At 39.7% G+C, this 13,699-nt stretch carries 14 protein-coding genes; 7 read left to right on the top strand and 7 right to left on the bottom strand.

Annotated features, from left to right (window positions below; genetic code table 11):
- Positions 1-70: 70 nt before the first annotated feature.
- The gene (locus MKX14_RS00715; RefSeq protein WP_240281518.1) at positions 71-523 is read right to left on the bottom strand and encodes an acyl-CoA thioesterase; all 453 of its coding nucleotides are present in this window, start codon (positions 521-523) and stop codon (positions 71-73) included.
- Between the two features lie 122 nt (positions 524-645).
- Entirely contained in the window at positions 646-2,022 is a 1,377-nt protein-coding gene (gene degP / locus MKX14_RS00710; protein ID WP_046811714.1) for a Do family serine endopeptidase, read from the bottom strand.
- A gap of 230 nt (positions 2,023-2,252) precedes the next feature.
- On the opposite strand from degP, the gene nadB reads away from it, so the two are divergent.
- Positions 2,253-3,896 carry an L-aspartate oxidase gene (gene nadB / locus MKX14_RS00705; RefSeq protein WP_031945281.1) on the top strand — a complete coding sequence of 548 codons (1,644 nt, stop codon included), beginning with the start codon at positions 2,253-2,255 and terminating at the stop codon, positions 3,894-3,896.
- A 56-nt stretch (positions 3,897-3,952) separates the two neighbouring features.
- Here nadB and MKX14_RS00700 read toward each other — a convergent pair whose 3' ends face one another.
- The 4 genes from MKX14_RS00700 to pabC all read right to left on the bottom strand — a co-directional run bounded on the left by MKX14_RS00700 (position 3,953) and on the right by pabC (position 6,999).
- Positions 3,953-4,369, bottom strand: coding sequence for a PaaI family thioesterase (locus tag MKX14_RS00700; protein WP_240281517.1), 417 nt, complete (start codon positions 4,367-4,369; stop codon positions 3,953-3,955).
- A 136-nt stretch (positions 4,370-4,505) separates the two neighbouring features.
- Positions 4,506-5,105: a dTMP kinase gene (tmk, locus tag MKX14_RS00695; RefSeq protein ID WP_108011431.1), complete on the bottom strand. Its 600-nt coding sequence runs from the start codon at positions 5,103-5,105 to the stop codon at positions 4,506-4,508.
- Positions 5,106-5,114: 9 nt separating this feature from the next.
- Positions 5,115-6,185, bottom strand: a complete 1,071-nt coding sequence (gene mltG / locus MKX14_RS00690; protein ID WP_130119020.1) for an endolytic transglycosylase MltG — start codon at positions 6,183-6,185, stop codon at positions 5,115-5,117.
- A gap of 1 nt (position 6,186) precedes the next feature.
- Positions 6,187-6,999 carry an aminodeoxychorismate lyase gene (gene pabC / locus MKX14_RS00685; RefSeq protein WP_002118496.1) on the bottom strand — a complete coding sequence of 271 codons (813 nt, stop codon included), beginning with the start codon at positions 6,997-6,999 and terminating at the stop codon, positions 6,187-6,189.
- A 263-nt stretch (positions 7,000-7,262) separates the two neighbouring features.
- On the opposite strand from pabC, the gene cysP reads away from it, so the two are divergent.
- The 6 genes from cysP (at position 7,263) to gltC (ending at position 12,772) form a co-directional block, all read left to right on the top strand.
- The gene (gene cysP, locus MKX14_RS00680) at positions 7,263-8,270 is read left to right on the top strand and encodes a sulfate ABC transporter substrate-binding protein (RefSeq protein ID WP_001212602.1); all 1,008 of its coding nucleotides are present in this window, start codon (positions 7,263-7,265) and stop codon (positions 8,268-8,270) included.
- 30 nt (positions 8,271-8,300) lie between these two features.
- A complete protein-coding gene (locus MKX14_RS00675) occupies positions 8,301-8,909 on the top strand; it encodes an RBBP9/YdeN family alpha/beta hydrolase (RefSeq protein ID WP_240281516.1) in 609 nt (202 codons plus the stop codon).
- An 80-nt stretch (positions 8,910-8,989) separates the two neighbouring features.
- A complete protein-coding gene (gene cysT, locus MKX14_RS00670) occupies positions 8,990-9,823 on the top strand; it encodes a sulfate ABC transporter permease subunit CysT (RefSeq protein ID WP_240281515.1) in 834 nt (277 codons plus the stop codon).
- Positions 9,820-10,704, top strand: coding sequence for a sulfate ABC transporter permease subunit CysW (gene cysW / locus MKX14_RS00665; protein ID WP_240281514.1), 885 nt, complete (start codon positions 9,820-9,822; stop codon positions 10,702-10,704). Before cysT ends, cysW begins: the two co-directional genes overlap by 4 nt.
- Before the next feature lie 11 nt (positions 10,705-10,715).
- Positions 10,716-11,777, top strand: a complete 1,062-nt coding sequence (gene cysA, locus MKX14_RS00660) for a sulfate/molybdate ABC transporter ATP-binding protein (protein WP_002118816.1) — start codon at positions 10,716-10,718, stop codon at positions 11,775-11,777.
- A 71-nt stretch (positions 11,778-11,848) separates the two neighbouring features.
- Complete coding sequence (gltC, locus tag MKX14_RS00655) at positions 11,849-12,772, top strand: CysB family HTH-type transcriptional regulator (protein ID WP_046811722.1); 924 nt, start codon at positions 11,849-11,851, stop codon at positions 12,770-12,772.
- A 92-nt stretch (positions 12,773-12,864) separates the two neighbouring features.
- Here gltC and carO read toward each other — a convergent pair whose 3' ends face one another.
- Positions 12,865-13,605 (bottom strand): ornithine uptake porin CarO type 3, encoded by a 741-nt coding sequence (gene carO / locus MKX14_RS00650; RefSeq protein WP_240281513.1) that lies wholly within the window; start codon positions 13,603-13,605, stop codon positions 12,865-12,867.
- Between the last annotated feature and the right edge of the window lie 94 nt (positions 13,606-13,699).

The raw sequence follows: 13,699 nt of genomic DNA, 5'->3' as shown, positions 1-13,699 counted from the left end.
TCCAAAATAATCATGAGCTTTGTACTTATGTTTTAAAAAAGGACAGTCAAAGTAAGCGTCTTACTTCAAATTATCGAGCATACGAAACGGCAAAATCGTAAGGATTTATGCTTGAGTCAAGCGGCTTGTATGCATGGGTAAAAGTTGGCGACATTCGTTTTGGACGTCCAGTAGCAATTTCAATACATGCCCATTTGGTATTTCCAACAAATAATACGGCCTGATCTGATGGACGAAAAAACACATACTGGCGAAATGAATAAAGTGCATTAATGTCATCTAACCATGTACGTAATACAATTTGTTCGCCTTCAAACGCAGCTTTACGATATTGCACATGATGCTCAACCGCGACCATTGCATGTTTTAACTCAAGATATTTAGTTACCCCTACTCCCAAAGTTTCAACATGAGCAGCAGCTACATCCTGCATCCATTGAACATACATTACGTTATTTACATGCCCTAACGCATCAATGTGATGTGACTGCACCTCAATATGTAAATCAAAAATACTACTCACAAATGAACACTCTTATTTATTAACCTTAAAACTGAAATAAGTGTAGGTAGATATCGCTAAACGCTCAAGATAAATAACAAAAACCACCCATTTTCAGGGTGGTTTATTGATTGGGTTGAGGATTATTGAATACGTAAACCAAGCATCGCGCGCTGTCCCTGACGAATAATAGCAACACGTGCTACGGTATTTTTCGGCAAGTTAGAAACAACTTTTGCAAAATCCTGACTATTTAAAATTTGGCTATTATTGACTTGGGTAATCACATCACCCGGAATGATATTTGATAGTGATGCTAAACCGCCACGGCGAACATCTTGTACATAAATACCTCCTTTCACGCTCAACGCATTTTTTTCCGGCTCAGCTAGATCACGAATACTCATGCCTAAAACTGGCCCTTTAGATGCAGCACCTTGTGCACCAGTAGCAGGCGTTTCATCTGGTGCAGTCGTTAAGGTTGCTGAAATATTACGTGTTTTATCATCACGTAATACTTCAAACTGAACGGTTTGATTTGGCTGTACTTTGTTTAATGCATACAGTAAATCACTCGTACGGAGTACAGGTGCACCATTTAGTTTTAAAATCACATCACCCGCTCTTAACCCTGCTTTTTGTGCAGGTGAATTCGGAGAAATTTGAGTAATTAAAGCACCTTCAGGTTTTGGTAATTTGTAGGCATCAGCAAGGTTTCGATCAATATCTTGCATCATCACCCCTAGATAAGAGCGTGTGACTTTACCTTTTGTTTTGAGCTGGTCGGCAACATCCATAGCTACATCAATCGGAATAGAGAAAGACAAGCCCATATAGCCGCCAGTACCACTAAATATTCGAGAATTTACCCCGACCACTTCACCATTTTGATTAAATAATGGACCACCAGAATTACCCGGGTTTAAAGCCACATCTGTTTGAATAAATGGCACCGAAGTTTCACCGCTCATGTTTCGTGATTTTGCACTCACAATACCGGCCGACGCAGAGTAGTCAAAGCCAAACGGCGAACCAATAGCTAAAACAGGTTCTCCGACACGTAAACGGTCAACATTTCCTACTCGTAAAGCTGGATAGTTAGTTCCATTTACCTTTAACAAAGCAACGTCTGTACGCTCATCACTACCCACCACGGTTGCATCAATTTCACGACGGTCATTTAAAGTAATACTGATACGAGAGGCATTTTCAATCACATGGTGGTTTGTGAGTAAGTAACCATCTTTACTAATGAAAAATGCACTTCCGTAAGCTGTCTTTTCTTGTGGACCTCGTTGCTGTGGAATGATGACCTGATTGCCAAAGAAACGTTTTAAAATTTCAGGAACTTGCTGCTGCAACAGTTCATCCTGAGTCATTTTTTTTACGACATTTACACTCACGACTGCTGGACTAACTTGTTCAACAAGATTTGAAAAATCAACAGCAGCATTTGCTTGAACAGCAGCAACTGTAAATACCGCTGCATACATTCCTTGTTGTAAATAGCGAGATTTCATTCGGTGCTCACCCACAATTGGTCTACGAGAATAAGGATAAAACTTTTGTATCACAACGCTTTGAGGTTGTGCGTAACAATATGTTTATTTGTAATACGTCATCACAAGGATTATTTTACGCATTGCAACTTTTTAAGCCAATTGCAATTTTTCTCTGAGTTAGAGCGCTTAAGCTCTTGCCTTTTTAGGTAAAAAGGGGTGTCATTAGCGGACGTTTTAAATTGATGCGAATGGACATGCCTAATTTACAGACAATTCACCACTTTGACGTGATTATTGTGGGCAGCGGCGGCGCTGGTTTAAGTCTGGCTTTATCGTTACCAAATCATTTTAATATTGCAGTTTTAGCCAAAGCTGCTCTAACCGAAGCAAGTACCTTTTATGCTCAAGGTGGCGTTGCTGCTGTTCTTGATGAGACTGACTCTATTCAACAGCATATTAATGACACTATGATTGCAGGCGCTCATTTATGTGAAATGGACGCGGTACAACATACCGTAGAAGGCGGCCGCCCTTCTGTTGATTTTCTTTTAAAACAAGGCGTGCAATTTACCTTAGATGAAGATGAGCAACTTCACTTAACTCGCGAAGGTGGTCACTCGCAACGTCGCATTATCCATTCTGCTGATGCAACAGGCAAAGCCATTTCAACCACGTTAGTTGAGCGTGCCAAAGAACGTAAAAATATTACTATTTTTGAAAACTATATTGCGATTGATTTAATCACCTCACATAAATTAGGCCATACCGACCAAGCGAATCGCGCTATTGGTTTATATGCATTAGATGAAAATACTGAAAAGGTTCATACCTTCCTAGCACCATTCACTGCGCTGGCTTGCGGCGGTGCGATGAAAGCTTATCTGTATACATCTAATCCAGATATTGCTACGGGTGATGGTATTGCAATGGCTTATCGTGCAGGTTGCCGTGTAGCCAATATGGAATTTAATCAGTTTCATCCAACATGTCTCTATCACCCTCAAGCACGATCATTTTTAATTACCGAAGCTATGCGTGGTGAAGGTGCTTATTTGCGCTTACCTGATGGCGAACGTTTTATGCTGCGTTTTGATGATCGTGCAGAACTGGCTCCTCGCGATATTGTGGCACGTACCATTGACCATGAAATCAAGCGTCTCGGTATTCGCCATGTATGGTTAGATATTACCCATAAATCACCTGAGTTTATTAAAGAGCATTTCCCTACACTTTATGCAAGATTGCTTGAGTTAGGCATCGACATTACCAAAGACATGATTCCAGTGGTGCCAGCAGCCCACTATACATGTGGTGGTGTTGTGGTTGACTCAAATAGTCAGACGGATATTGAAGGTCTCTATGCGATTGGTGAAACGTCTTATACAGGCTTACATGGTGCAAACCGTATGGCAAGTAACTCATTACTTGAGTGCTTCGTTTACGGTATGAGTGCGGCAAAAGATATCGAAAATAAATTTGATGAAAACTTCAAATTACCTGAAGTACCAACTTGGGATGACTCACAAGTAACCAACCCTGATGAAGATGTGGTGATTTTACAAAACTGGGATGAGTTACGTTCGACCATGTGGAACTACGTTGGTATTGTAAGGACTACTAAACGTTTAGAACGTGCTTTACACCGTATTGAAATGTTAAAACGTGAAATCACCGAATATTATCAAGACTATCGTGTTAGTAAAAACCTGATTGAGCTGCGTAACCTTGTTTTAGTATCTGAAATGATTGTTCGCTGTGCTATGCAACGTAAAGAATCACGTGGTTTACATTACACACTTGATTATCCGGAAACTTCGAACGAGATTCGTAAAACTGTTTTGACTCCTCCAAATTTTGCAGTAGAACAGCCATTGGTTAATACTGATATTTAAGCTGTTCTTCTACAAAAAAGCACAGCTCTGGCTGTGCTTTTTATTTGCTTTGATATTTATGTTTTAGGTGGGATTGAATAAGTCGCGGTCACATGCGCAACTGGTTCATCCAGACCAACTGAATAAATCCAAACCTCACCCACCACTAAACTCTTTCCTACTTTCATGAGTTTACATTCACTACGTAAGTCTTGATCACCCGCGGGTTTTCTTAAAAAATTAATATTAAAGTTGGTGGTTACGGCTAAACCAACAATACCGATCTCACCTAATATCGCAATATATAAGGCAAAATCAGCTAATGTCATCATGGTTGGACCAGATATGGTACCACCAGGACGTTGATGCCTTTGATCAACATGATAATAAACAACCGCTGCTTTAGGCGTGACTGATTCAATCGTGCAGTGTTCAAGACTTGGTGGAAATTCGTTTTCAAGAAATGCCACGATTTCTTCTTTTGAGCTTTTCATCCTTGTTTTTCTTCGATTTCAGAACAGTATTCAAAATAGCATAGAATACTGCCCAATATTTTCTATGACGTTTAAAACCAGATTTCTTGTCATTTTTCACCACTCCCATTTTTATAAGAGTGGCTCATCCCATTGCTTATCCTAAATATTGCAATGCCTGTTCGAATACCTGATCAGGACTTTGGGTTGCATCTAAACGTTTAATACGCTCAGGCTCAGCTTTCCATAAGGTTTCATAGCCTTCACGAACCTTAGTAAAGAAGCTTAACTTTTCTTGTTCAAAACGATCTAAAGCTCCGCGCTCACGTGCACGGTTCATACCAAGTTCAATCGGTGCATCTAACCAGAAAGTCACCTCCGGCATGCGCGAAACAAAGTTCTGATTTAAAAGCTGTAATTTATCTTGGCTTAAACCACGACCAGAACATTGATAAGCAAAACTCGCATCGGTAAAGCGATCACTTAATACAATTTTGTTAGCTTCTAAAGCAGGCAAAATAACCTGTTGTAAGTGTTGAGCGCGTGCCGCATAAATAAGCAATAGCTCAGTATCATGACTCATATTTTCATCATGATTCACCGCCAAAAGCATCGAACGAATTTGCTCAGCTAACGGTGTGCCCCCCGGCTCTCGAGTTAAAATAACTTGTTTGCCTTGCTCTTCAAAATGCTGATGAATTTTTCGAATGAGTGTAGTTTTACCTACCCCTTCCGTGCCTTCAAAGCTGATAAACATCTCTTTTCCTTATTTCTTCGATCTCAACACGGATAAATAATCCTGCACAGCTTGATTATGTGCTTGCAAGTCTGCCGTAAATTTATGTCCACCATTACCAGTCGCTACGAAATAGATGTTATTTGAATCATCTGGATGTAACGCTGCTTCAATTGCTTTTTGGCTTGGCAAAGCAATTGGTGTCGGCGGTAAACCATTAATGGTATAAGTATTATATGGTGTTGGAGTACGCAGGTCTTCTCGGGTAATGTTGCCTTTATAGTTATTACCCATTCCGTAAATAACAGTTGGATCTGTTTGTAAACGCATACCAAGTTTTAAACGGCGGACAAAAACGCCAGAAACTTGTGTAAGTTCACTGTCTAAACTTGTTTCTTTCTCAACAATAGAAGCCATAATTAATGCTTCATATTTATCTTTATAAGGTAAATTCGGAGCGCGATTTGCCCAAGCTGTATCTAAAGCTTTTATTTGGCGATGATATAAATCGGTAAGAATTTTCTTGTCAGTCTCGCCTTTGGCAAAGAAATAAGTATTCGGCGCAAACAAGCCCTCTGGATGATCGTAAGGAATCCCAAGCGCTTTCATAAGCTGATCGTTAGGTAAATCCAAGATTGTATTTTTTACATTTTTATCATTTTTGAGTGCAGTAATAAGCTGCTTAAAAGTTGTACCTTCAATCACCAAAACACGGTTCATCTGAGCATTATCAGCATCGGATAACATCTCTAACACTTGTCTTACGCTCATCCCTTGTTCAATTTCATATACACCAGCTTTCATGCTGTCATGAATCATAAACTTTTGATAAAGCTTCAATATAATAGGAAAGCTAACTTTATCTTCTTTCGCCAAACGATCAATAAAACCAGAATAAGTTTCCCCAGATGTAATCGATAACATCTGTTTTTTTCCTTCGATAGGATAAGCCTTAAACAAACTTGACCATAAAATGGCAAACGTAAAGATTAAAACAATAAAAAGGCCAATTAGAACCAATCGCTTAGAAAATTTTGGAGCTTGTTTTTTGTTATTTTTCTTGGCGTTTTTTGCTTTCGCATTCACAGGTGGCTTCGGCATATTAATGAATCTGATTTAAGTTAAGGATATGAAATAAATCTATGCATGCCTGTGTATCTAGCGTTTTTTCGCCTAAATGAGTGACCACTCGCATAGGGTTTAAAGCATTACAAAAGAATAGACTTTGTATTTCAGATACTTCATCTAATTCAATCACACGTACTTCACAGGCAATACCATGGTGCTGCATACGCGCCAGAATTTCTGCCCGCATTACACCGTGGACGCCATTATAGCGAAGTTCAGGAGTAATCCATCTATCATTTAAACGAATAAAACAATTACTACTGACCCCTTCAACAATATAACCTTGTACATCAGTAACTAATGCTTCAGCCCACCCGAGTTGATCTGCTTCTTTTTTTAGCAATACTTGCTCAAGACGGTTTAAAGATTTAAGCCCAACTAAGCTCGGCATGGTTAAACCTAGGGCCTGATTTAAAACACCACACTGGATAGAGTCAGGCACAAACGGCTCTAAAGCTTTTGGATAAAACCAGATATAAATATCAGCTTCATGTTTCGGCAAACTATAACCGCGGTCGCCTTCCCCACGACTAATCACAATTTTTAAAGTGCCATTGAGTACGAGGTTCTGCTTTTGCAGTTGCTGTAAACTCAGTTCGATTAATTCAAAATTTACAGTTAAAGACAGTTTTTGACATGCAAGTTTTAGACGTTGCCAGTGTCTTTCTTTAAGCTCAATTTGGTTTTGAAAAACACGAATTGTGGTAAAGCACCCATCTCCATAATGAAAGGCTCGATCTAATAAAGGAATAGTCTCAACGGGTTGCCCATTTTTAAAACACCACATGTTTGCTCCATCCTTTGCTAAAAGCCGCACAACAATACAACACCTTTCATTTAAATAATAAATGATTGATTTTAAAAAATTATACCGATTTCGTATCTGCTTTTGAAACTTGTTATATATCAAGATTTAAGAATAATTTATCTCTTTTTATTATTTCTATTTTTTTCATATTAAATTCGTTTTTTATTATTTTTTTAGAATAAAGACTAGCGCTATTCTGCGTTCATGTTTTGAACATTTCATATTTTTTGAGGACTTATCTCATGCGTTTTTCTCAATTAAAAGTCGGGGTTATCGCTGCACTTCTTTCTGTTTCGTCATTTGCAGCCCAAGAATTTTTAAACGTTTCTTACGATCCTACTCGTGAGCTATATACAGATTTCAACAAACAGTTCGGTACTTACTGGAAACAACGTACTGGTCAAGATATTGAGTTTAAGCAATCACACGGCGGCTCTGGTAAACAGGCTCGTGCGGTTATCGATGGCTTAAATGCAGATGTGGTGACATTAGCACTTGCAGCAGATATTGATGAAATTGCTGAAAAAGCAAAATTACTTCCAACCAACTGGCAGAAAAAACTGCCACAAAACTCAACGCCATATACATCAACTATTGTATTTTTGGTGCGTAAAGGCAACCCAAAGCAAATTAAAGACTGGGCTGATTTAATCAAACCAGGTGTAGAAATCATTACACCAAACCCAAAAACCTCTGGTGGTGCTCGTTGGAACTATCTTGCAGCTTGGGCTTGGGCAAAACATCAACCAGGCGGCAATGATGCGAAAGCACAAGAATACGTTCGCCAAATTTATAAACATACTAAAGTTCTAGATTCTGGTGCTCGCGGTGCGACGACTACTTTCGCTGAGCGTGGCATTGGTGATGTATTACTGGCTTGGGAAAATGAAGCTCATTTAGCTATTCGTGAACAGCCGGGTAAATTTGAAATTATTACTCCGTCTCTTTCGATCTTAGCTGAGCCTCCAGTTGCAATTGTGGAGAAAAATGCAGCTAAAAAAGGCAACTTAACCATTGCTAAAGGTTATCTCAACTATTTGTACTCACCTGCTGGTCAAGAAATTGCAGCACGTAACTTCTACCGTCCTCGTAACGCAGCTGTTCTTAAAAAATACAGCAATGTATTTAAGCCATTGAAGCTTGTAACAATCGATAAAGAGTTTGGTGGTTGGACAAAAGTACAAAAACAACACTTCGATAATGGTGGTGTTTTCGATCAAATCGTGAAAATCAATAGTGCAGAGAAGTAATTCTTTACGCTAAAGGTAAGGAGAACAGACATGATTCACACTGTAATTGTTCCGGGTGTAGGTGGCAGTGAACATCAGCATTGGCAATCTTGGTTGCAGCGTCAACTCGTGTCTAGTTCTCGTGTTGAGCAAAAAAACTGGGATAGACCTGTATTAAGCGAATGGGTTGAGCAATTCGTTAAAACAGTTCAAGCAGTTCAAGCTCCTGTTCAAATTGTTGCACATAGTTTTGGATGCTTAACGAGTGTAGCTGCTTTGGCTGAGCATCCAGAATTAAGAAGCCAAGTTAAGAAACTAATTTTAGTCGCTCCAGCGAATCCAGCACGCTTTGGGGAGGCAGGGTTTGCTCGCCATAGCTTGACCGACTACAAAGATTATTTTCATCAATTAAAAATTGATGTGCCTGCAACGCTACTCATTAGTGAAAATGATCCATGGCTCGGCTTTTTTGATGCTTTACAACTTGCAAAATCATGGAAGTTAAATCCCGTCAATCTTGGTGAAGTGGGCCATATTAATGTTGCCTCAGGTTTTGGGCCATTTCCAGATTTGCTGAACTATTTGATCCCAGAAGATTCGATGTGTAGTCACTCATCTATCAACCCGGTAAAAACACATTTCTCTTTGAAATTTGCTTAATACCAATCTTTATACCGCACTGTTTATCTTTATTTATTCGCTTACTGGTTTCAGAAGGCTTTTCTCTTTGAGGAAATATCATGTCGCAGCGATCCCGAGTGCTGCCTGGGTTTGGTCTATCTTTGGGCTTCACCCTCGCCTATGTGTCTTTTATTGTGCTTATTCCATTAGCCGCAGTCTTTATCAAATCATTTGGAATCGGATGGGACGGGCTATGGGAAATTTTAACCTCAGAGCGTATTTTGAAATCGCTTCAACTCAGCTTTAGTTCAGCTTTAATCGCAGCATTTATTAATGTTGTGTTTGGTCTGCTTGTGGCTTGGTGTCTTGTCCGCTATAACTTTCCCGGAAAACGTCTAGTTGATGCTCTAGTTGACTTACCTTTTGCGCTTCCAACTGCAGTTGCAGGTATTGCACTGACTTCGCTCTATGCACCTACTGGTTGGTTAGGTCAATATCTGGAACCACTTGGTATTCAGGTTGCCTATACACCTATCGGGATTACGCTAGCATTGGTCTTTATTGGTATTCCTTTTATTGTTCGAACCGTTCAGCCGGTACTCAGCGATATTGAAACCGAACTTGAGGAAGCAGCTTCAGCACTTGGTGCAAATCGTTGGCAGACCATTACTAAAATTATTTTACCGATCTTACTACCTGCTCTATTTACAGGCTTTGCTTTAGCGTTTGCTCGCGGCGTGGGTGAGTATGGCTCTGTTATTTTTATTGCAGGTAACCAGCCGTTTAAAACAGAAATCGCACCGCTGATGATCATTTCTCGTCTTGAAGAATATGATTATGCAGGTGCAACGACCATTGCAGCAGTCATGTTAGTTCTCTCTTTTATCATTCTATTTGTCATTAACTTACTTCAAGCATGGGCAAACCGTCGTACAGGGAGAAACATCACATGAATTTACATACCGACAGCAACGCACTTGCTTTGAAGTTACAGTCTCGTGATGCGACACGTGAGCCAACTTGGGTACGTTATACCCTTATTACAATCGCACTGATTTTTTTCCTCAGTTGCCTCATGTTGCCACTCATTTTGGTTTTCGTAGAAGCATTTAAACAGGGACTTGAAGTCTATGTTCAGGCTTTGATTGACCCAGATACCTTATCAGCAGTGAAATTAACATTACTCACTGCAGCAATTGCAGTTCCAATTAATGTGATATTTGGTGTTGCTGCAGCTTGGGCTGTTTCTAAATTCCAATTTAGAGGCAAGGCAATTTTAACCACCATCATTGATATGCCTTTTTCGGTTTCACCCGTTATTGCCGGTTTAATGATTGTTCTTATTTTTGGTGCTCAAGGTTGGTTCGGCGGCTGGTTAATGGATCATGACATCAAGATTTTATATGCCGTACCTGCAATTGTTTTAGCAACTATTTTTATTACAGTTCCATTTGTGGCGCGTGAGTTAATTCCACTCATGGAAGCTCAGGGAACAGAGGAAGAAGAAGCAGCAATTGTACTCGGTGCATCAGGTTGGCAAACTTTTTGGAAGGTCACCCTTCCTAACATTAAATGGGGTCTGATTTATGGCGTGATTTTGTGTAATGCCCGTGCAATGGGTGAGTTTGGTGCAGTATCAGTGGTTTCTGGTCATATCCGTGGTGAAACCAATACCCTGCCACTGCATGTCGAAATTTTATATAACGAATACACCTTTAGCGCAGCCTTTGCCGTGTCCTCACTGCTTGCCTTCTTAGCTCTTTTAACACTGATTTTAAAAACTTGGTTAGAGCTACATCAAGATAAACCAGAACCGCATTCAACTGATTCGTAAGGAATGAAATCATGAGTATTCAAGTTAAAAATATTGAAAAACACTTTGGTGCATTCCATGCGCTTAAAAATATTTCCCTAGACTTTCCAGAGGGTGAACTGGTTGCCCTACTCGGCCCATCTGGTTGTGGTAAAACGACGCTACTCCGTATTATTGCAGGTCTAGAATCAGCCGATGGCGGTCAGGTGTTACTTGAAGGCGAAGATGCGACCAATGTACATGTGCGTGAGCGTCAAGTTGGTTTCGTATTCCAGCATTATGCTTTATTCCGTCACATGACTGTATTTGACAATATTGCCTTTGGTTTACGTGTTCGTCCTCGTGCAACACGTCCTTCGGAAGCTGAAATTAAAAAACGTGTCACTCGTTTACTTGACCTAGTACAACTTGGCTTTTTGGCAGACCGCTACCCTGCCCAACTTTCTGGCGGACAACGTCAGCGTATTGCTTTAGCCCGTGCTTTGGCAGTAGAACCGCGTGTGTTATTACTGGATGAGCCATTTGGTGCCCTAGATGCCAAAGTCCGCAAAGAATTACGTCGCTGGTTGCGCAACTTACATGATGAATTGCATATCACTTCAATTTTCGTAACTCACGATCAAGAAGAAGCGCTTGAGGTTGCAGACCAGATTATTGTCATGAATAAAGGTAATGTTGAGCAGATCGGCTCACCTCGTGAAGTTTATGAAAAACCTGCAACGCCATTTGTGTTTGATTTCTTAGGTCAGGCAAATCGATTTGAAGGTGAACATACTGAAGGTATTATCCGTATCGGTAATGACCGTATTCAATTACCAACAGCCGTTGAGGCACCTCAAGGAAAAGTGATTGCTTTTGCCCGTCCAGATGAGTTACATATTCACTCGCAACCGCAAGCGAATACCATTGAAGCGACTTTTGTACGTGAAATCTGGATTGCTGGAAAAGTAGTGGCCGAGTTACAAGACCGTAATGGACGTTTAATTGAAATTGCTCTGAGCAGTGAAGCTGCAAAATTACATGCATTTAAGCCTAATCAAACTGTTTGGGTGAGCGCATCTCAATTGCACTTATTTGCAGACCAAGTTGCTTAAGAAATATATTTGGTGAGGAAATATCTTGCGGATCTTTAGACGCTCCTCACCTCTTTTGAGGAAAAGTGTAAATGAACTTTCAACAATTAAGAATTATCCGAGAAACAGTACGCCAAAACTTTAACTTAACCGAAGCATCGGCTGCACTCTACACATCTCAATCAGGTGTAAGTAAACACATCAAAGATTTAGAAGATGAATTAGGTGTTCAACTTTTCGTTCGTAAAGGTAAACGCCTTTTAGGTTTAACTGAACCCGGACAATCACTTCTTAGCATTGTTGAACGCATGTTAGTGGATGCTGAAAATATTAAACGTCTTGCCGATGACTTTAATAAAGTAGATGAAGGTACTTTAACAATTGCAACAACTCATACTCAAGCACGTTATGTACTCCCACCCATTGTTAATCAATTTAAAAAATTATTTCCAAAAGTTCATTTAATTTTACAACAAGCTAGCCCAGTCGAAATTTCAGAAATGCTTTTACAAGGCGAAGCGGATATTGGTATTGCAACCGAGTCTTTAACGACTGAAGAAAATCTGGCTAGCATTCCTTACTATCAATGGCAGCACAGTATTATTACCCCGCAAAATCATCCTTTAGTACAGACAGATAAGATCACTCTAGAACTTTTAGCAGAATATCCACTCATTACTTATCATGGTGGTTTTACAGGTCGATCTAAAATTGACAAAGCGTTTGAAGAAGCTCACTTAGATGCAGATATCGTAATGTCAGCTCTTGATGCAGATGTTATTAAGACTTATGTAGAACTTGGTATGGGTGTCGGGATTGTCAATGACGTGGCTTATGATACAGAACGTGATTATCGTTTAAAGCAAACCAAAACTGATATTTTTGGTGTTAATACGACATGGATTGCCGTTCGCAAAGGTCATCTATTACGCGGCTATGGTTACGAATTTATTTCTTTATGCTCACCTGATGCGGATATTAAAGCACTTAAGAAAATTGCTTACCCAGATGAATAAAAATTAAAATAAATAAAAGAGCTTTTTAGCTCTTTTATTTATTTTATTAGGTACAAAAAAAACGAGCCGTAGCTCGTTTTTTCTTTGTGATCTTACCAGTAGAAGTTCACACCAACTTTACCAACTGGTAACCATTGGTATTTATCGTCATTCGCGATTTTACGAGCTTCCGCATTTACTGCTTCTTCAAGTGATTGATCACCAGTTGTAACTGCTGAACCTGTTGAAACAAGTTTAACTGTTGGGTTACCAGTGTAATAAGCACCTACTTCACCGAATACACCCCAGTTTTTATTGATTTTAGGTGCAAAACCAAAACCTAAGTATGGAGCGATGTCATTTTTGTAAGACATTTGACCATTAATTTTCACACCGTCTGCACCCGCAATAAAGTCTTGGTTATTTACGCGGAATGAACGAGTTGCATCAACGTTACGAGTTAAATCATAATCATTATCAAGATATGCTGCACCAGCAGCTACATATAAGCCTTGAGCCCAACGGTTAGTACTTGCACCCCATGGACGAATCTCAGCATTTAAATAGACATTGTTATTGTCCATATCTAGGTCATAAGTTGAGCCGTTTACTTTTACGTCATCAGACCAAGAAATGTCACCACCATTATAACCAAGAGCCAAACCTACATATGGGTTTGCTTGCCATAATAAAGCACCACCGTAACCAGTTGTACCGACCTCAGCACGTGCCCCCACAGGAATTAATTGGTTTTTGTCAAATGCGTAGCTGTCATGAACAACGGCTTCATCTGCCATAGCAGCGCCAGCAGCAAATAAAGCTGTTGTAGTGACTAATACACGTAATGCTTTCATAGTTTTCTCCTCAAAAAGGCTCTGTTTTTAATTTATTCATCTTGTGACTGAAATCATAATAATGACAGCTTAGATTCTTTTTTATACAAAAAAT

It is taken from the genome of Acinetobacter pittii (assembly GCF_022449185.1).
Classification (GTDB): Bacteria; Pseudomonadota; Gammaproteobacteria; order Pseudomonadales; family Moraxellaceae; genus Acinetobacter; species Acinetobacter pittii_I.
The sequence above is the reverse complement of the archived record's forward strand: the minus strand, read 5'-3'. Positions and strand labels throughout refer to the sequence as shown.

Excerpts from the sequence above, each read along its gene's own strand:
- pabC (WP_002118496.1), bottom strand. The coding sequence starts at position 6,999 with ATGTGGTGTTTTAAAAATGGGCAACCCGTTGAGACTATTCCTTTATTA.
- MKX14_RS00675 (WP_240281516.1), top strand. The coding sequence starts at position 8,301 with ATGATTCACACTGTAATTGTTCCGGGTGTAGGTGGCAGTGAACATCAG.
- cysP (WP_001212602.1), top strand. The coding sequence starts at position 7,263 with ATGCGTTTTTCTCAATTAAAAGTCGGGGTTATCGCTGCACTTCTTTCT.
- cysT (WP_240281515.1), top strand. The coding sequence starts at position 8,990 with ATGTCGCAGCGATCCCGAGTGCTGCCTGGGTTTGGTCTATCTTTGGGC.
- mltG (WP_130119020.1), bottom strand. The coding sequence starts at position 6,185 with ATGCCGAAGCCACCTGTGAATGCGAAAGCAAAAAACGCCAAGAAAAAT.
- carO (WP_240281513.1), bottom strand. The coding sequence starts at position 13,605 with ATGAAAGCATTACGTGTATTAGTCACTACAACAGCTTTATTTGCTGCT.
- cysA (WP_002118816.1), top strand. The coding sequence starts at position 10,716 with ATGAGTATTCAAGTTAAAAATATTGAAAAACACTTTGGTGCATTCCAT.
- MKX14_RS00700 (WP_240281517.1), bottom strand. The coding sequence starts at position 4,369 with ATGAAAAGCTCAAAAGAAGAAATCGTGGCATTTCTTGAAAACGAATTT.
- tmk (WP_108011431.1), bottom strand. The coding sequence starts at position 5,105 with ATGTTTATCAGCTTTGAAGGCACGGAAGGGGTAGGTAAAACTACACTC.
- gltC (WP_046811722.1), top strand. The coding sequence starts at position 11,849 with ATGAACTTTCAACAATTAAGAATTATCCGAGAAACAGTACGCCAAAAC.
- cysW (WP_240281514.1), top strand. The coding sequence starts at position 9,820 with ATGAATTTACATACCGACAGCAACGCACTTGCTTTGAAGTTACAGTCT.
- degP (WP_046811714.1), bottom strand. The coding sequence starts at position 2,022 with ATGAAATCTCGCTATTTACAACAAGGAATGTATGCAGCGGTATTTACA.
- nadB (WP_031945281.1), top strand. The coding sequence starts at position 2,253 with ATGGACATGCCTAATTTACAGACAATTCACCACTTTGACGTGATTATT.